The sequence below is a fragment of the Aminobacter ciceronei genome, from assembly GCF_014138625.1.
GTDB lineage: Bacteria > Pseudomonadota > Alphaproteobacteria > Rhizobiales > Rhizobiaceae > Aminobacter > Aminobacter ciceronei.
In genome coordinates this window covers 19042-34595 of sequence record NZ_JACJHY010000008.1, presented here as the reverse complement: position 1 = coordinate 34595, position 15554 = coordinate 19042, and the positions used below count along the sequence as shown (strand labels likewise).

At 64.1% G+C, this 15554-nt stretch carries 17 protein-coding genes; 8 read left to right on the top strand and 9 right to left on the bottom strand.

Features of this window, described 5'->3' with window-relative positions; all coding sequences use genetic code 11:
- Positions 1-20: 20 nt before the first annotated feature.
- On the bottom strand, positions 21-1283 hold the full coding sequence (locus tag HNQ95_RS10150) for a ubiquinone biosynthesis hydroxylase (protein ID WP_067956135.1): 1263 nt from the start codon (positions 1281-1283) through the stop codon (positions 21-23).
- Between the two features lie 93 nt (positions 1284-1376).
- Here HNQ95_RS10150 and HNQ95_RS10145 point away from each other — a divergent pair, with 93 nt between their 5' ends.
- From HNQ95_RS10145 to HNQ95_RS10135, 3 genes are all read left to right on the top strand, one after another.
- The gene (locus HNQ95_RS10145; protein WP_067956138.1) at positions 1377-2249 is read left to right on the top strand and encodes an acyl-CoA thioesterase; all 873 of its coding nucleotides are present in this window, start codon (positions 1377-1379) and stop codon (positions 2247-2249) included.
- Positions 2250-2470: 221 nt separating this feature from the next.
- Positions 2471-2809, top strand: a complete 339-nt coding sequence (locus tag HNQ95_RS10140; RefSeq protein ID WP_055975214.1) for a P-II family nitrogen regulator — start codon at positions 2471-2473, stop codon at positions 2807-2809.
- A gap of 30 nt (positions 2810-2839) precedes the next feature.
- On the top strand, positions 2840-4222 hold the full coding sequence (locus HNQ95_RS10135; protein ID WP_067965948.1) for an ammonium transporter: 1383 nt from the start codon (positions 2840-2842) through the stop codon (positions 4220-4222).
- A gap of 161 nt (positions 4223-4383) precedes the next feature.
- On the opposite strand, the gene HNQ95_RS10130 is transcribed toward HNQ95_RS10135, so the two are convergent.
- The 3 genes from HNQ95_RS10130 to HNQ95_RS10120 form a co-directional block, all read right to left on the bottom strand.
- Complete coding sequence (locus HNQ95_RS10130) at positions 4384-5190, bottom strand: sulfotransferase family 2 domain-containing protein (RefSeq protein WP_067956139.1); 807 nt, start codon at positions 5188-5190, stop codon at positions 4384-4386.
- A 186-nt stretch (positions 5191-5376) separates the two neighbouring features.
- Positions 5377-5796 carry a hypothetical protein gene (locus HNQ95_RS10125; RefSeq protein ID WP_067965950.1) on the bottom strand — a complete coding sequence of 140 codons (420 nt, stop codon included), beginning with the start codon at positions 5794-5796 and terminating at the stop codon, positions 5377-5379.
- 132 nt (positions 5797-5928) lie between these two features.
- Positions 5929-6180, bottom strand: coding sequence for a DUF1344 domain-containing protein (locus HNQ95_RS10120; RefSeq protein WP_083948380.1), 252 nt, complete (start codon positions 6178-6180; stop codon positions 5929-5931).
- A gap of 253 nt (positions 6181-6433) precedes the next feature.
- Here HNQ95_RS10120 and HNQ95_RS10115 point away from each other — a divergent pair, with 253 nt between their 5' ends.
- The 3 genes from HNQ95_RS10115 (at position 6434) to HNQ95_RS10105 (ending at position 10861) form a co-directional block, all read left to right on the top strand.
- A complete protein-coding gene (locus HNQ95_RS10115; protein ID WP_067956141.1) occupies positions 6434-9094 on the top strand; it encodes a DNA translocase FtsK in 2661 nt (886 codons plus the stop codon).
- A gap of 118 nt (positions 9095-9212) precedes the next feature.
- Positions 9213-9869: an outer membrane lipoprotein carrier protein LolA gene (locus HNQ95_RS10110; protein WP_067956142.1), complete on the top strand. Its 657-nt coding sequence runs from the start codon at positions 9213-9215 to the stop codon at positions 9867-9869.
- Positions 9870-10054: 185 nt separating this feature from the next.
- Positions 10055-10861 carry an exodeoxyribonuclease III gene (locus HNQ95_RS10105; protein WP_182573996.1) on the top strand — a complete coding sequence of 269 codons (807 nt, stop codon included), beginning with the start codon at positions 10055-10057 and terminating at the stop codon, positions 10859-10861.
- Between the two features lie 164 nt (positions 10862-11025).
- Here the strand turns inward: HNQ95_RS10105 and HNQ95_RS10100 are convergent, their stop codons facing one another.
- Both HNQ95_RS10100 and HNQ95_RS10095 read right to left on the bottom strand, forming a co-directional pair.
- Entirely contained in the window at positions 11026-11481 is a 456-nt protein-coding gene (locus HNQ95_RS10100) for a cyclic nucleotide-binding domain-containing protein (RefSeq protein WP_067956143.1), read from the bottom strand.
- Positions 11482-11607: 126 nt separating this feature from the next.
- A complete protein-coding gene (locus tag HNQ95_RS10095) occupies positions 11608-12291 on the bottom strand; it encodes a response regulator transcription factor (RefSeq protein ID WP_067956144.1) in 684 nt (227 codons plus the stop codon).
- A 211-nt stretch (positions 12292-12502) separates the two neighbouring features.
- Here HNQ95_RS10095 and HNQ95_RS10090 point away from each other — a divergent pair, with 211 nt between their 5' ends.
- On the top strand, positions 12503-12970 hold the full coding sequence (locus tag HNQ95_RS10090) for a L,D-transpeptidase family protein (RefSeq protein ID WP_067965955.1): 468 nt from the start codon (positions 12503-12505) through the stop codon (positions 12968-12970).
- An 84-nt stretch (positions 12971-13054) separates the two neighbouring features.
- Here the strand turns inward: HNQ95_RS10090 and HNQ95_RS10085 are convergent, their stop codons facing one another.
- A complete protein-coding gene (locus HNQ95_RS10085; RefSeq protein ID WP_246340651.1) occupies positions 13055-13306 on the bottom strand; it encodes a hypothetical protein in 252 nt (83 codons plus the stop codon).
- 134 nt (positions 13307-13440) lie between these two features.
- On the opposite strand from HNQ95_RS10085, the gene gcvA reads away from it, so the two are divergent.
- A complete protein-coding gene (gcvA, locus tag HNQ95_RS10080; RefSeq protein WP_182573994.1) occupies positions 13441-14358 on the top strand; it encodes a transcriptional regulator GcvA in 918 nt (305 codons plus the stop codon).
- Between the two features lie 91 nt (positions 14359-14449).
- On the opposite strand, the gene HNQ95_RS10075 is transcribed toward gcvA, so the two are convergent.
- On the bottom strand, positions 14450-15049 hold the full coding sequence (locus HNQ95_RS10075) for a class I SAM-dependent methyltransferase (RefSeq protein WP_246340661.1): 600 nt from the start codon (positions 15047-15049) through the stop codon (positions 14450-14452).
- Positions 15050-15117: 68 nt separating this feature from the next.
- The gene (locus HNQ95_RS10070; protein ID WP_067956147.1) at positions 15118-15552 is read right to left on the bottom strand and encodes an EVE domain-containing protein; all 435 of its coding nucleotides are present in this window, start codon (positions 15550-15552) and stop codon (positions 15118-15120) included.
- Positions 15553-15554: the final 2 nt, after the last annotated feature.

Below are 15554 nucleotides of genomic sequence, written 5' to 3'. Positions count from 1 at the left end.
TGGATGGCGAACTGCCGCCGTCAGATCGCCTCGCCCTTGAGCAGGCGCGGGGTTTCGCCTGTCAGGCCTGAGGCCTGGCGGATGAAATAGTCCTTGAGCCGGGGCACGCGGTCGACGAGGCCGAGGCCGATGTCGCGGATGGCACGGACGGGCGCGATGTCATTGGAGAACAGCCGGTTGAGCACGTCGGTGGTGATGCCCATGCGCACGGTGTCGAAGCGGCGCCATTGCTCGTAGCGCTCGAGCACGTCGATGGCGCCGATGTCCTGTCCCAGGCGATCGGCCTCGACGATGGTTTCGGCAAGCGCTGCGGCATCCTTGAAGCCGAGATTGAGGCCTTGGCCGGCGATCGGGTGGATACCGTGGGCGGCGTCGCCGGCAAGCGCGAAGCGGGAAGCGACGAAGGCGCGCGCCAGGGTCAGGCCGAGCGGCCAGGCACGCGGCTTGCCCTCGACGCGGATCTCGCCGAGCTTCAGGCCGAAACGCTGTTCGAGCTCTATCTCGAAGACGAACGCGTCGCCCGCAACCAGCTTGTCGGCGTCCTCGGTGCGTTCGGTCCAGACGATGGAGGAGCGGTTGGTGCCGTCCTTGGTCGGCTTGAGCGGCAGCGTGGCGAAGGGGCCGGCCGGCAGGAAATGCTCCTCGGCGCGGCCGCCATGCGGGCGCTCGTGGATTACGGTGCAGACGATGCCGGACTGGCCGTATTCCCAGCGCACGGTCTTGATGCCGGCCATGTCGCGCAGCCTGGAGTTGACGCCGTCGGCAGCGATGAGAAGGCGCGTGTCGATGCTGATACCGTCGGCGAGATGGACCTTGGCCCCGGCGGTGCCGGCCTCGAAGGCCTGGACGGCGACGCCTTCGATGATGTCGATACCGAGCTCGGCGGCGCGGCGGCGCAGGGCGCCGTTGAGCAGCCGGTTCTCGATCATGTGGGCGAAGGGCTCGCCGGCGCCGATCTCGCCGTCGAAGGTGAGGAACACCGGACGGACCGGATCGGCACTCTTCGAATCGGTGATGATCATGTCGGTGATCGCCTGTGCCTCGGGTGCGATCTCTTCCCAGCAGCCGAGCTGGTCGAGCATGCGGCAGGCAGCAGCCGCGATGGCCGAGGCGCGGCCGTCCTTGCGCCAGACCTCGGCGGGAGCCGCGTCGACGATGGCGATGTGCAGATTGGGTCGTGCCTGCTTGATCGAAACGGCGGTGGCGAGGCCGACATAACCGGCACCGGCGACGAGCACGTCGAGCTGTGTCGATTTCTTGTCGTCAGATTCGCGCGTGACCATGGCGGCGTCCTTTACGGCTAGGCTTCCCGCCTTGACTCGACGGGGGCTTCCTGCTGGAAACCGGATATACTTCGTCCCGAAAAGGGGAAAAGCATGCCGGCCGGAATACAAGAGCTTCTCAGCATTCTCAATCTCGAGAAGCTGGAACACAACCTGTTCCGTGGTCGCAGCCCGCAGGTTCAGTGGCAGCGCGTGTTTGGCGGCCAGACCATCGCCCAGGCGCTGGTTGCGGCACAGCGCACCGTCGAGCCGGACCGGCACGTGCATTCGCTGCACGGCTATTTCATGCGCCCCGGCGACATCACCGTGCCGATCATCTACGAGGTCGACCGCATCCGCGACGGCGGCAGCTTCACCACGCGGCGCGTGGTGGCGATCCAGCATGGCCACGCGATCTTTTCGCTCGAAGCGTCGTTCCAGGTCGAGGAGCAGGGCCTGGAGTACCAGATGCCGATGCCGCTCGACGTGCCGCCGCCGGAAGAGCTCAAGTCGCAGCGCGAGCTGCTGGCCGAGGCCACCCATGTGCCCGAGCAGATCAGGCTGTTCTGGGCCAAGGAACGGCCGCTGGAGCTGAGGCCGGTCTATGCCGAGCATTATTCCAGCCGTGACAAGCTGCCGCCGCTGCAGAAGGTGTGGATCCGCCTGACCGGCCCGGTGCCGAACGACCGGGCACTGCGCTGTGCGGTGCTTGCCTATCTTTCCGACATGACGCTGCTCGATACGGCAACCTTTGCCCATGGCCGTGGCATCTTCGATCCCGACATCCAGGCGGCGAGTATCGACCACGCGATGTGGTTCCATCGCGAGCATGCGCTCGACGGCTGGCTGCTTTACACCCAGGACAGCCCTTCGACTTCGGGTTCGCGCGGCTTCACGCGCGGCGCGCTCTATGCCCAGGACGGCACGCTGGTCGCTTCGGTGGCACAAGAGGGGCTGATCCGCCTGCGGACAAAGCCTACGAAATAGGCATTTTGGCTATTTTGCACATTTTGTGAGCAGGTGCTTTGCTGCACCTGCGAAGGATGTCGTCTGCGCGCAGCGCATTTTCATTAAATTTCAAATGGTTGGCTTGTGCTGGGGCAAACTGGCATGGAGCTTGAATAGCCTTGGTCACTCACCGGTGGTCTTCGGGTCCGCTGGCGACGTCTGCAACGCGGGGGACCCGCATCAGAAAGGGGTGAAACCTGATGAAAATCGTGATGGCCATCATCAAGCCGTTCAAGCTCGACGAGGTGCGCGAAGCGCTCACCAATGTCGGCATCCAGGGCCTGACCGTCACCGAAGTAAAAGGCTATGGGCGGCAAAAGGGACATACCGAGATCTACCGCGGCGCCGAATATGCCGTGAGCTTCCTGCCCAAGATCAAGATCGAAGTCGCCGTCTCGACCGACCTCGTCGACAAGGCCGTGGAGGCGATCACCGGGGCCGCCAAGACCGGCCAGATCGGCGACGGCAAGATTTTCGTCTTCGGCATCGACCAGGCCGTGCGCATCCGTACCGGCGAAACCGACACCGACGCGCTCTGAGCAGGCCAACCAATTCTCATGGAGACCTCAATGCAAATTCCAACCTCATTGAAGACGGCGGCGCGGACGGCCCTTGTCGGCACGCTCGCACTGACCGCCCTGGGAACGGTCGCAGCCTTCGCCCAGGAAGCCGCACCTGCGGCGGCAGATGCCGCGGCGGCCGCGCCGGCGCCCGCCGACGTCATGGAAAAGGGCGACGTCGCCTGGATGCTGACCTCGTCACTCTTGGTGCTGTTCATGGCACTGCCGGGCCTGGCGCTGTTCTATGGCGGCCTGGTGCGCGCCAAGAACATGCTGTCGGTGCTGATGCAGTGTACGATGATCGTGGCGCTGGTGATCGTGATCTGGACGTTCTGGGGCTACTCGATGGCCTTCGGCGACGCGCCGAGCCCGTATTGGGGCGGCCTCGGCAAGGCATTTTTGGCCGGCGTGACGCCCGAGAGCATGGCGGCGACCTTCACCAAGGGCATCGTCATCCCCGAATACGTCTTCATCGTCTTCCAGATGACCTTTGCCTGCATCACGCCGGCGCTGATCGTCGGCGCCTTTGCCGAACGCATCAAGTTCTCGGCCGTGCTGCTGTTCGTCGCGCTGTGGGTGACGGTCGTCTATTTCCCGATCGCCCACATGGTCTGGGATTCGGATGGCCTGATCTATGGCTGGGGCGCACTTGATTTCGCCGGCGGTACCGTCGTGCACATCAATGCCGGCATCGCCGCCCTGGTCGGCGCCCTGGTGATCGGCAAGCGCACGGGCTACGGCAAGGACAACATGGCCCCGCACTCGATGACGCTGACCATGGTCGGCGCCTCGATCCTGTGGGTCGGCTGGTTCGGCTTCAATGCCGGCTCGAACCTCGAAGCCAATGGCGGTGCGGCACTTGCGATGATCAACACCTTCACCGCCACTGCCGGCGCGATCCTCGCATGGGTAATCATCGAAGTGGTTGCCCGCGGCAAGGCGTCGATGCTGGGTGCTGCTTCCGGCATGGTTGCCGGCCTCGTCGCGGTGACGCCTGCCGCCGGCTTCGTCGGTCCGGTCGGCGCCATCGCACTCGGCGCCATCGCCTCGGTGATCTGCTACTTCTTCGTGGCGGTGGTGAAGATCAAGCTCGGCTATGACGACTCGCTCGACGTGTTCGGCATCCACGGCGTCGGTGGCATTGTCGGCGCCATCGGCACCGGCGTGTTCAACGCCGAGGCGCTCGGCGGCATCGGCTACGGCGAAATGTCGATCGGCGGCCAGGTCTGGACGCAGTTCCTCGCTGTCTCGGTGACCGTCATCTGGTGCGGCATCGGCTCGCTGGTACTCTACAAGCTGGTCGACCTGCTCGTCGGCCTGCGCCCGACCGTCGAAGCCGAACGCCAGGGCCTCGACCTGACCTCGCATGGTGAAGTGGCCTACCACTCCTGATGCCTGTTGGAGCGCGGTCCTCCCCCTAGGGATCGTGCTCCGGCGCGCGCGGCCGACGCCCTGGCCGCGGAACATCCTCCCTAATCCCGTCGTGGCCGCCCTCAAGGCAGCTGCGCTTTGAGGCCCGGAGCAATCCGGGCCTCCTTTTTTGTCTGGAGTTGTTAGTCGGCCTTGGGCAATGCCGGATCGAGCGGACGCTTGCTCAGGAAATTGCGCAGGTTGCGCGGCGTGCGGGGATAGCTGTCGCCCTCATATTTCGCCGGGTCGCGATAGACGCTCAGTGTCGATGGATCGCGGCGCGTGCCGCGCGGAATGGTGCCCCAGCGGCCGGCGTCGTAGAGGTCGACGAGGAAGGCGTAATCGTAGCGGCAGAAGCGCAGCGCCTTGGCGAGTGCTGCCGGCGACAGGTCGGACGGGCTGGCCTGGCCGCTCGAGACGTGGATGTGCGGCATCGACACATCCTGGCCGACGATCTCGCTGATATAGGCCGCGACCTGGTCGATCTTCTCGAGTTTGAACACCCGGTCGAAGAGGAAAAGGTTGCTGCCGAGAAAGTAGCGCGGCGAGGCGACATGAAAGCGGACGTCGGCGCAGATGCGGCAATAGTCCTCGACCCTGAGGATGAAGGTCTCGAGGTCCGGTTCGAGCGACAGGCCGAGCTCGCGGGCCAGCGGGCTGTCGGCTTCATCTGACGTCAGCAGGCCGGCTTTGACGACGCGATCGGAATAGGCCGACAGCAGCCGCTCGACCGGGTCCCTGACGATGGTGAAGGGCTTGGCGTCGGCATTGTGCATCGGGCGAAACGGATCGACCAGATTGGTGCCGAGGTGGTGGTGGACGTCGTCGTCGGGATTGTCGAGCGCCTGATGCGCGCCGGCGACCTGCATGAGCAGGTACTTGACGCTGCTGCTGCCACTCTTGGGTACGGGATAGTAGGTGGCGTCGAAGAATCTCAATCCTGTCGGCATCTGGCTCCTGGCTTGAATCCGAGGGGGCAAAGCGACGGAGGTACGTCGCGCGATCCGGGTCGTTACCTGGTCAGTCGATTATATGTGTACATGCTAATGTGTCTACCCGATGGCAGCAGGCGTAGCGTCCACCGGGGCCCGAGCCAGCCGGGCCCTTGGCTGGATTCTGGAGTGCCTTGCGCGCCTTCAGGCGAAGAATGCCCGGATGCGCGTCCACATGCTGATCGCTGCCCGGACACGGCGGGCGGCACTTGCACCCCTGACCGCATCGCCGAAATGGCAGTAGCAGACGATGTTGTGCAGCTGCCGGTCGGACAGCTCGAAGAAGCGCTTGGCTGCGCCGTAGCTGTCGTCTTCAAGGCCGGCTGCCCGGAAGGCAGGGTCCTCGAATGCAACGGTAATAGGCGAGCCCGGTACGCGCATGGCGAGCCGTTCGGCGCGCGGCGCGTATTCGGTGCCGGAAAGTGTGCCGAGGCGCCGTTCCGGCTGATCTTCGAGCAGTTGCGCCCAGCGCTCGAGACGCTCGGTACGCGTCATCGGCAGATAGGGGCTGAGCGGCTGGATGTCTGCGAAGGCCTGCAGTTGCTCGATGCTATGGTGCTTCATCGCTGCCTCCATTAGGTTTTCCTAATATGGAAAACTATGGCGCTGCGGTCTCTGCGGCAAGCCTGTTTTGAACCGGAAATGCAAAAACCCCGCCCTGTCTGGACGGGGTTTCTGCGAGCCAGGTCGGGGTCGTTACATCGCCGACGTCATGACGGCGGTCACCTTGGTGGCATCGTCATCGGCAACGGTAATCGACACCTTCATGCCTGCCGCCAGATCGGCGGGAAGTGCCACGTCAGCCGGGACGGTGTAAGTCTTGCCGTCCTCGAGCGTGATCACGCGGGTGTCCTTGTTGAACTCCTTGACCACGCCGTCGGCCGAAGCTGCCCAAGCGGCGCCAGCCATCAAGGCTGCCGCACCCAAAGCCAAAATGAGCTTTCTCATTTCTTTCTCCTCGTTTCTGGTCCCTTCCGGCAGACCCAACGCCACGGAGACAGGATGGTTGCATCAAAAATGCCTATGCCGGGGAGGAGTGACGCGTTGTTTGCCGCCGCTCGCGGAAGCGTCCAAGGGGCTGTTGCGTGAACAATGGCTTAACCTTAATGCCGCCTTAACCTTCGCCCCGATAGTCTGGCAAACGAATCTGCCCGCCATGCGTCCGCATGCGGGCCACGGCATCAATGGACGGGGACGAGGCATGCGTTCTGGGGTTTCCTCACCGCTCGCGCTGACCGAGACGGGGCACGGCATTCAGGCATTCGCGCGACGGCAGGCAGGCCGCGCGGCGGGTCTGGGCCTGTTTGCCTTCGTGGCCTTCGGGCTGGCGGCGCTCGGCACCTGGAATGTCGCCGACCCGAGCTTCAGCCATGCCACCGACAATCCCGTCACCAACGCCATGGGGTATCCGGGTGCGGTGTTCGCCGATCTCGCGATGCAGTTCTTCGGCCTTGCCTCGGTCGCTGCCCTGATGCCGGCGGTGATCTGGGGCGTGCTGTTCGTCACCGCGCGCGGCGTCGACCGCATGCCCAAGCGCGGCCTGGTCTGGTTCGGCTCGGCACTTCTTGGCGCGGCCATTGCCGGCTGTGTCGGCGCACCGCCGACCTGGCCGCTGCCGACCGGCCTCGGTGGCGTGTTCGGCGACATGGTGCTCAAGGTGCCGGGGCTGTTCATCGGCGGCTATCCAACCGGGCTGATCGCCACCGTCATTGGCGTGTTGCTGATTGCGCCGGCGATCTGGCTGTTTGCCTTCGGTGCCGGCCTGCTCAACCGCGAGAACGGCTTTGCAGTGGTCAATCCCAAGCCCAAGCCCGACATGCGCGAGCAGGACTTCGCCAGCTTCGACGACGAGGACGAGGACGAAAACGAGGGCGTGCTGGCGCTTGGCGCCATCGCCCACTGGTGGTTGTCGGCCAGGGCATGGATGCGCCGTCGCGCCGCCAAGCGGCGCGAGCTGGAAGGCTACGACCTGCCGCCGGTCAAGCGCGAGAGCGCCTGGCGGCAGGCGGCCGAGCGCGTCGAATCGGCCGAGCGCGCCGAGCAGCGCGTTACGACAGGCGGCCGCGCCCGCGTCGAACCTGAATTCTTTGCCCAGATGGTGTCGGAGCGGACGGTTTCGATCGACCCCAACGACCAGGATGTCTTCGGTGACGACGACGACATGGACATGCCGCCGGTGTCATCAGAGCGCCGGGGCGCCAATGCCCAGGTGCAGAATTTCCGCTCGCCGGAGGCTGGATCTCCCGCCGTGCGTGTCGCAGCACCTGCCCCCAGGCCGGCACCAGGAGCCCGTGTCCAGCGCGAGGCCCAGACCACGCTGATCGGCACCGAGACATTCGAGATGCCGTCGCTGCATTTCCTGGCCGAGCCCAAGAACGTCGTGCGTGACGCCTCGCTTTCCAAGGATGCGCTGGAACAGAATGCGCGGCTGCTGGAAGGCGTGCTCGAAGATTTCGGCGTCAAGGGCGAGATCATCCATGTCCGTCCCGGCCCCGTCGTCACGCTCTACGAACTGGAGCCGGCGCCCGGTATCAAGTCGAGTCGCGTCATCGGCCTCGCCGACGACATCGCCCGCTCGATGAGCGCGATTGCCGCCCGCGTCGCGGTGGTGCCGGGGCGCAATGCGATCGGCATCGAACTGCCGAACGCCAAGCGCGAAACCGTCTATCTCCGCGAGATTCTGGCGAGCCGCGACTTCGAGACGACCAAGTCGAAGCTGGCGCTGGCACTTGGCAAGACGATCAATGGCGAGGCCGTCATCGTCGACATCGCCAAGATGCCGCACGTGCTGGTCGCCGGTACCACCGGCTCGGGCAAGTCGGTCGCCATCAACACCATGATCCTGTCCTTGCTCTATCGGATGACGCCGCAGGAATGCCGCCTGATCATGATCGATCCGAAGATGCTGGAACTGTCGGTCTATGACGGCATCCCACATCTTCTGACCCCTGTCGTCACCGATCCAAAGAAGGCCGTGGTGGCGCTGAAATGGACGGTGCGGGAGATGGAAGACCGCTACCGCAAGATGTCTAAGGTCGGCGTGCGCAACATCGACGGCTTCAACGCGCGCGTCAGCCAGGCGGAAAAGAAGGGCGAGCAGATCTCGCGCACGGTGCAGACAGGCTTCGACCGTCAGACCGGCGAGGCGATCTACGAAACCGAAAATCTCGATCTGGCGCCGCTGCCCTACATCGTCGTCATCATCGACGAAATGGCCGACCTGATGATGGTCGCCGGCAAGGACATCGAAGGTGCGGTCCAGCGCCTGGCGCAGATGGCGCGCGCGGCCGGCATCCACGTGATCATGGCGACCCAGCGTCCGTCGGTCGACGTCATCACAGGCACCATCAAGGCCAACTTCCCGACCCGCATATCGTTCCAGGTGACGTCGAAGATCGACAGTCGCACCATTCTCGGCGAGCAGGGCGCCGAACAGCTGCTCGGCATGGGCGACATGCTCTATATGGCCGGCGGCGGCCGCATCCAGCGCGTCCATGGCCCGTTCGTCGCCGACGACGAGGTCGAGAAGGTTGTTGCCCATCTCAAGCTGCAGGGCGTGCCGGAATATCTCGACGCCATCACCGAGGATGACGGCGAGGACGAGGACGAGCCGTCGGGCAAGGGCGGCGGTAATGGCGGTGGCGGCAATTTCGAGGATTCGGACGATCCCTACGACCAGGCGGTATCGGTGGTGCTGCGTGACGGCAAGGCGTCGACCAGCTACATCCAGCGCCGCCTCGGCATCGGCTACAACCGCGCGGCGTCGATCATCGAGCGGATGGAGCAGGAGGGCATCGTCGGTCCGGCAAATCATGCCGGCAAGCGCGAGATTCTGGTGCCGACGGAAGACGACAAGATGTAGGATCGGGGAACTGGCGATCACGTTTTCGCGTTCAGTGCGCGAGGCCGTGAACCATGTCAAACTTCAGCCCTACTAAGTGCCGATACAACCGTCGAACTTGAATGAGAGAGTAACCGGCATGAACGATATCCGCACTCCGACCCGCCGACGCCTGCTCGGCTTCGCGGCCGCGATCGCGCTGACCGCGACGCCGCTGGTGGCCTTCAATGGCCCGGTACAGGCACAAGGCTCCGATGCCGCCCAGCGCATCGCCGATCATTTCTCGAGCGTGCGCTCGATGTCGGGCGAGTTCGTGCAGTTTGGTCCGCGCGGCGAACAGACCGGCGGCAAGTTCTTCCTGCAGCGTCCGGGAAAGATCCGCTTCAACTACGAGGCACCGTCGAACTTCAAGGTGATTTCCGACGGCCAGTCGGTGGTCATCCTCAACTCGAAGATGCGCACCTCCGACCTCTATCCGCTGTCGAAAACGCCGCTGAAGCTTTTGCTCGACGAGCGCATCGACCTCAGCGGCAACAAGGTCAAGAGCGTCACCGAAGAGGACGACCTGACCACCATCAAGCTGTCGGACAAGCAGGTCTTCGGCAATTCGACCATCACCATGATGTTCGACCCCAAGACCTACGAACTGCGCCAGTGGACGATCACCGACGCCCAGGGCAAGGACACCACCGTCATGGTGTTCAACGTCAAGCAGGGCGGTTCCTTCCCGGGCGATACGTTCAAGATCGACTACAAGCTCAATCGCGAGCTGAACGCGCAGAAGAAGGGCGACTAACAGGCTGCCCGCCAACTCTACCTTGCCGGCCGTCTGGCGCGGCAAGCTAGGTGCGCGGCCTCATTCGCTGGACTGCCCGGCTTAGTTGTGGACATCGGCGGCACGGGCGCCGCATCGGGCATCGTGCCTTGTCATCGCAGGTCCGTGCTGGCAGGTTCCGCCGCAACCTGTTGCCGGAACCTGCCATGCCCTTTTCCATCGCCACCTGGAACATCAACTCCGTGCGCCTGCGCATGCCGCTGGTCGAGCGGCTGCTGAGCGAGCAGGCGCCTGACGTTTTGTGCCTGCAGGAAACCAAGTGTCCCGACGACCAGTTTCCCTCGGCGGCGTTCCGCAAGGCAGGCTACGAGCACATCGCCTTCCATGGCCAGAAGGGCTACCACGGCGTCGCCACTGTGGCGCGGCGGCCGCTGGAGATCGTGGAGAAGCGGCGGTTCTGCGAGATCGACGACAGTCGGCATTTGTCGGTGCGCTTCGAGGCCGGCGGCAAGACGGTGACGCTGCACAATTTCTACGTTCCGGCCGGCGGCGACGAGCCGGATGTCGAGATCAATCCGAAGTTCCGCCACAAGCTCGGCTTCGTTTCGGAGATGAACGCCATCCGTGCCGACCATGACGAAGGTTCGGCTTCGGTGCTGGTCGGTGACCTCAACATTGCGCCATTGGAGCACGACGTCTGGTCGCACAAGCAACTGCTCAACGTCGTCAGCCACACGCCGGTCGAGACCGAGAGTTTCGAAGCGATGCGCAAGGCCGGCGAATGGGTCGATCTGATGCGGCTCAACGTGCCCGACGACCAGAAGATCTACACTTGGTGGAGCTATCGGGCGAAGGACTGGGAGACCTCCAACCGCGGCCGACGGCTCGATCACGTCTGGTCCTCGGCCAATCTTGCGCCCAAGCTTGCCGGCATCGACATCCTGAGCGCCGCCCGCGGCTGGGAACGGCCGTCGGATCATGTGCCAGTCATAGCGCGCTTCGACCTCGACTGAGGGATTCTGGCGAGGCCGGCCTGCAAATGGCGGCTTTCTGCGCTTCCGGTGCTCACGGACCTGAATGTCCGCTCCGCTCCGGTACTCGGAATCCATCATTTTCGGCTCGGCCTGGCCCGATCCGGCCGTGCCCAGCTGGCCGAATTGAATTGACGGCTGGCCGACTACTTCCCGAATCGCGGCGCCATGCTTTCGATGCGGGCGATCATGTCCTGGAGGTCTTCGAGGATGTGCTGGTGCAGCCGCTCTGCGAGTTCGGGGTATTCCTCGAGGATGCGGTGGAACATTTTGCGGTTGAGCCGGATGATTTCCGAATCGATGGCGGCAGCGGCACTGGTCAGGCGCCTGGTGTCGGCGATGAGGGCGAGCTCGCCAAGCATCGAGCCGGGCCCGGCGGAGCCAAGATCGGCGCGCACGCCGTCGGTCTCGCGGTAAAGCGCAATACGTCCCGATATCACGACATAGGCCGAATCGGCCTCGTCGTCCTCGCGGTAGAGCTTGCGATCGGCGGGGAGGTTCACATTCTCCGCACCGAAGGCCAGCAAACGCAGCTGTTCTTGTGTGAAGCCCTCAAACAGCCTCACGCCGGACAGGATGCGGATGTCGTCATCCAGCGCCATTATGTCCCCGACTTCTCAGACTGGCTCCCCTCCCGTTGTTAGCCGGTTCCCCGTTCCAAACTAACAACATATTCCGCTTATCCCCCCGAAAACCAAAGCTGATTTTGGGGCGATTCAGCAAACCAGTCAGGGGACCAGCTTGTATCCGCCGCTTTCTGTCACAAGAATTTCAGCATTGGAAGGATCGCGCTCGATCTTCTGGCGCAGCCGGTAGACATGGGTTTCCAGCGTGTGGGTCGTGACCCCCGAATTATAGCCCCAGACTTCCTCGAGAAGGACGTCGCGGGTGACCACTTTCTGGTCGGCGCGGTAGAGATACTTGATGATCGAGGCTTCCTTTTCGGTCAGCCTGACCTTGCCGCCGCGGGCGTCGATGAGAAGCTTCTGGCTCGGCTTGAACGTATAAGGCCCGACCGAGAAGGTGGCGTCCTCACTCTGCTCGTGCTGGCGCAGCTGGGCGCGGATGCGGGCGAGCAGGACGGCGAAGCGGAACGGCTTGGTGACATAGTCGTTGGCGCCGGCTTCGAGGCCGAGGATGGTGTCGGAATCGGTGTCGTGGCCGGTCAGCATGATGATCGGCGCCTTGTAGCCGCCCTTGCGCAGGATCTTGACCGCCTCGCGCCCATCCATGTCGGGCAGGCCGACATCCATGATCAGCAGGTCTATGAGGCCGGCGCGCGCCGCGTTGACGCCCTTGGCCGCCGTCGCTTCCTCAAGGACTTCGAACTCCTCGTAGAGCGCCAGCTGTTCGACCAATGTGCTGCGCAGATCGTCGTCATCGTCGACGATGAGGATAGTGCGTGAGGTCATGGATCAATCCGTTGTTTCAAAATCAGTATTCAGTTGACCGCGGCAATCGAATGCGGAAGCTGATCGCCACAACTTTCAGCGGTAGTGATTTGTTCCGCAAGGCGATCATACAAGAAAAATCAAAGGCGTAATTGGGGCGGGTGCATTTTTGCGAAATGGCATTTCGACAATCGTCGTGCGGGCCAAGCCCGGCGACCCGACCAAGGGGCTGATGCAGGTCGGCGGGCTGGTGTTTCCCTGCGCGCTGGGGCGCGGCGGCATCACCGCGAGCAAGCGCGAGGGCGACGGCGGCACGCCGCTGGCGTCGATGCGGCTGTTGTCGGGCTATTTCCGCCGCGACCAGTTCGTGGCGGGGCAGAGCCGCCTGCCTATGAGCCCGATCGGCGCCGATCTCGGCTGGTGCGAGGTGCCGGACGACCGCAACTACAACAGGCCGGTGAAGATACCTTACGGCGCCAGCCATGAGCGGATGAAGCGCGACGACAACCTCTACGATGCTTGCCTGGTGCTCGACTGGAACATCCGGCCCCGCCGGCGCGGGCGCGGGAGCGCTATCTTCTTCCACCTGGCGCGGCCGGGTTTCACGCCGACGCAAGGCTGCGTCGCGGTCACGGCGCAGGTGATGGCGCGGCTTCTGCCGCAACTGTCGCGCCGGACCGTGCTGAAGGTGGTGCGCTAGTCACTGCACAGAAAGCGGCCCGAAGATCGGGAGACATGATCCTCGGGCCGAGCGTGCTCCCAGAGTGAGCTTGGGAGATGGGAATCAGTGACGGTTCAGGCGGCGGGGCTGCTGCCAGCCGATGTCGAGCAGGCCGAGACGGCCGAGATCCGCATCGACGGCCCTGGCGATATCCTTTTGGGCGATACCGGTGTCGCGGCGATAATGCTCCGACAGCTCGGCCGCATCCTGCGGCGCCGGCACGTTGAGTGCTGCCCGCATCTGGCGAAGCCAGTCGAAAACCGGCTGCAGCCGCGAGGGCTGGACAAAGGTGGTTCTCAAGACAGCGGTGGACATGGTCATTTCCGTTTCGTCCGGACATCAAATCCGGTTTGACATTGGTTGAACTGGGCTCATGATGCAGTGCTGAAAGGCAAAAGAGAAACGAGTAGTTCTTTCTCGACCATCAAAACAAATTTGAAGATCCGGCAATGCGCTTCGTACCTGGGACACGTGCTTTGCGAACGCTGGCGGCCGCCGGCAAGCATCTGAATTTCACCCGCGCCGCCGACGAGCTCGGCCTGACGCCGGCTGCGGTCAGCCACCAGATCAAGGAAATCGAGGACCAGCTCGGCGTCACCCTGTTCATCCGTACCAGTCGGAGCATCAGGCTGACCGAGGCAGGATCGGCGCTGGTCGACGCTTCGGTCGATGCGCTCGACGTGCTCAACCGCGCGGTGTCGCGGGCGCGCAAGCTCAGCCGCGGCACGGCGCTGCTCAAGGTGACGCTCGACGCGCAATTCGCCTCGAAATGGCTGATGCGACGCATCGACGGGTTCCGCAAGCTGCATCCCGACATCGAGCTGCGTTTCGACATCAGCTACGAGGTGCGCGACTTCGACCTCGACGATGTCGATGTGGCGATCCGCTTCGGCATGGGCAAGTATCCCGGCCTGCGCGCCGACCGGCTGTTCGACAACATGATCATTCCGGTGTGCAGCCCGCGGCTCCTGGCATCCGGGCCGCCGCTCAAGGTGCCGCGCGACCTGTTCCACCACACACTGGTGCATATCGAGTGGTCGCAGCAGGGCGTGACCTGGCCGAACTGGCGGATGTGGATGGCAGCTGCCGGCGTCGACGATTTCGACGACAGCCGCGCCATCGTCTTCACCACCTCGTCGGACGCGGTACAGGCGGCGATCGACGGCAGCGTCGTGGCGCTTGCCGATTTCGCCATGGTCGCCAACGACCTGTCGGAGGGGCGGCTGGTCCGGCCATTCGACCTGGGCATCCGGGTGTCGCGCGAGTTCGCCTATTTCCTGGTCTATCCCAAGACGTCGGAGGGCGACCCGCGCATCGGGGCATTCCGAGACTGGATCATCGAGGAGGCGGCGAAGACGGAGATTTGAGTGCGTCGATGCACGTCATCCCGGAAACCGGAGCGCAGCGTAGGGTTATCCGGACCCGACCGCCCGGGATGACGATCGCGGGGAGCTCGGTTCAGGCAAATCGCCAGACGGTGGTGCGCTTGACCTCGGCGTCCTCGAGGGCGCGGGTGACCCGCACCTCGTAGGTGGCGAGCTTTTGCAGCCGGTCCTTGGGCAGGTAGGAGCGGCCGGGGTCGCCGACGAGCACGTCGGCGCCGCGGGACCGAAGCGCTTCGAACCACGGCACCAGCCGGTCGGCGAAAGGCTTTTCGTAAAAGACGTCGCCGGCGAGCACGACATCCCAGCCGTCGTCGCGCCCGACCTGGTCGGCGCCGAGGAAGCCGACCTCAACGGCATTGGCCTCGGCATTCAGCCGGATCGCCGTCTCGCAGAACGGGTCGATGTCGGCGCCTGTAAGGTTTGCAGCCCCCGCCTTCATCGCAGCGATGGCGACGAGACCGGAGCCGGAGGCAAAGTCGAGCACGCGCTTGCCGGCCACGGTTTCGGGATGATCGAGCACGTAGCGCGCCAGACCCTGGCCGCCGGCCCAGGCGAAGGCCCAGAAGGGCGGCGGCAGGCCGATCTCGGACAGCTCTTCCTCGGTGCGATGCCAGAGGTCGTGCGCTTCGTCGGCGAGATGGAGTGCGACCTCGGGCACATGCGGCGGCCGCATCAGCGCCGTGTTGGCGCGGATGAAGCTTGCCGCCCCCTCTGATGTCAGCCGTGTCGGGGAAACCGTGGTCACGGCGCCCTGTCGAGGCCTGCCATGCGGCAGACTTCCTGCCATTCGTCAGGCGTCACCGGCTGGACCGACAGGCGCATCGAGGTGACGAGCGCCATCTTTTCGAGCTTCGGATTGGCCTTGACGTCGGCAAGGGTCACCGGCTTGGGGACCGGGCTGTGGTAGCGGATGTCGACGCACTCCCAACGCGGGTCTTCAGTCGTTGTGTCATGATGGGCGAGCGCGCAAACCTCGGCGATGCCGACGACTTCGAGCCCCTCATTGGAGTGGTAGAAAAAGCCGAGGTCACCGATCTGCATGGCGCGCATGTTGTTGCGGGCGAGGTAGTTGCGCACGCCGTCCCACTGCGTGCCTTCCTTGCCCTTGGCCTTCAACATCTCGAAGGAGAATTTGAACGGCTCGGATTTGAACAGCCAGTATTTCTTCTCGCTCATCT

Excerpts from the sequence above, each read along its gene's own strand:
- HNQ95_RS10145 (WP_067956138.1), top strand. The coding sequence starts at position 1,377 with ATGCCGGCCGGAATACAAGAGCTTCTCAGCATTCTCAATCTCGAGAAG.
- HNQ95_RS10085 (WP_246340651.1), bottom strand. The coding sequence starts at position 13,306 with ATGTCCACCGCTGTCTTGAGAACCACCTTTGTCCAGCCCTCGCGGCTG.
- HNQ95_RS10135 (WP_067965948.1), top strand. The coding sequence starts at position 2,840 with ATGCAAATTCCAACCTCATTGAAGACGGCGGCGCGGACGGCCCTTGTC.
- HNQ95_RS10115 (WP_067956141.1), top strand. The coding sequence starts at position 6,434 with ATGCGTTCTGGGGTTTCCTCACCGCTCGCGCTGACCGAGACGGGGCAC.
- HNQ95_RS10140 (WP_055975214.1), top strand. The coding sequence starts at position 2,471 with ATGAAAATCGTGATGGCCATCATCAAGCCGTTCAAGCTCGACGAGGTG.
- HNQ95_RS10130 (WP_067956139.1), bottom strand. The coding sequence starts at position 5,190 with ATGCCGACAGGATTGAGATTCTTCGACGCCACCTACTATCCCGTACCC.
- HNQ95_RS10070 (WP_067956147.1), bottom strand. The coding sequence starts at position 15,552 with ATGAGCGAGAAGAAATACTGGCTGTTCAAATCCGAGCCGTTCAAATTC.
- HNQ95_RS10120 (WP_083948380.1), bottom strand. The coding sequence starts at position 6,180 with ATGAGAAAGCTCATTTTGGCTTTGGGTGCGGCAGCCTTGATGGCTGGC.
- HNQ95_RS10090 (WP_067965955.1), top strand. The coding sequence starts at position 12,503 with ATGCAGGTCGGCGGGCTGGTGTTTCCCTGCGCGCTGGGGCGCGGCGGC.
- HNQ95_RS10100 (WP_067956143.1), bottom strand. The coding sequence starts at position 11,481 with ATGGCGCTGGATGACGACATCCGCATCCTGTCCGGCGTGAGGCTGTTT.
- HNQ95_RS10125 (WP_067965950.1), bottom strand. The coding sequence starts at position 5,796 with ATGAAGCACCATAGCATCGAGCAACTGCAGGCCTTCGCAGACATCCAG.
- HNQ95_RS10095 (WP_067956144.1), bottom strand. The coding sequence starts at position 12,291 with ATGACCTCACGCACTATCCTCATCGTCGACGATGACGACGATCTGCGC.
- HNQ95_RS10150 (WP_067956135.1), bottom strand. The coding sequence starts at position 1,283 with ATGGTCACGCGCGAATCTGACGACAAGAAATCGACACAGCTCGACGTG.
- HNQ95_RS10110 (WP_067956142.1), top strand. The coding sequence starts at position 9,213 with ATGAACGATATCCGCACTCCGACCCGCCGACGCCTGCTCGGCTTCGCG.
- gcvA (WP_182573994.1), top strand. The coding sequence starts at position 13,441 with ATGCGCTTCGTACCTGGGACACGTGCTTTGCGAACGCTGGCGGCCGCC.
- HNQ95_RS10105 (WP_182573996.1), top strand. The coding sequence starts at position 10,055 with ATGCCCTTTTCCATCGCCACCTGGAACATCAACTCCGTGCGCCTGCGC.
- HNQ95_RS10075 (WP_246340661.1), bottom strand. The coding sequence starts at position 15,049 with ATGCGGCCGCCGCATGTGCCCGAGGTCGCACTCCATCTCGCCGACGAA.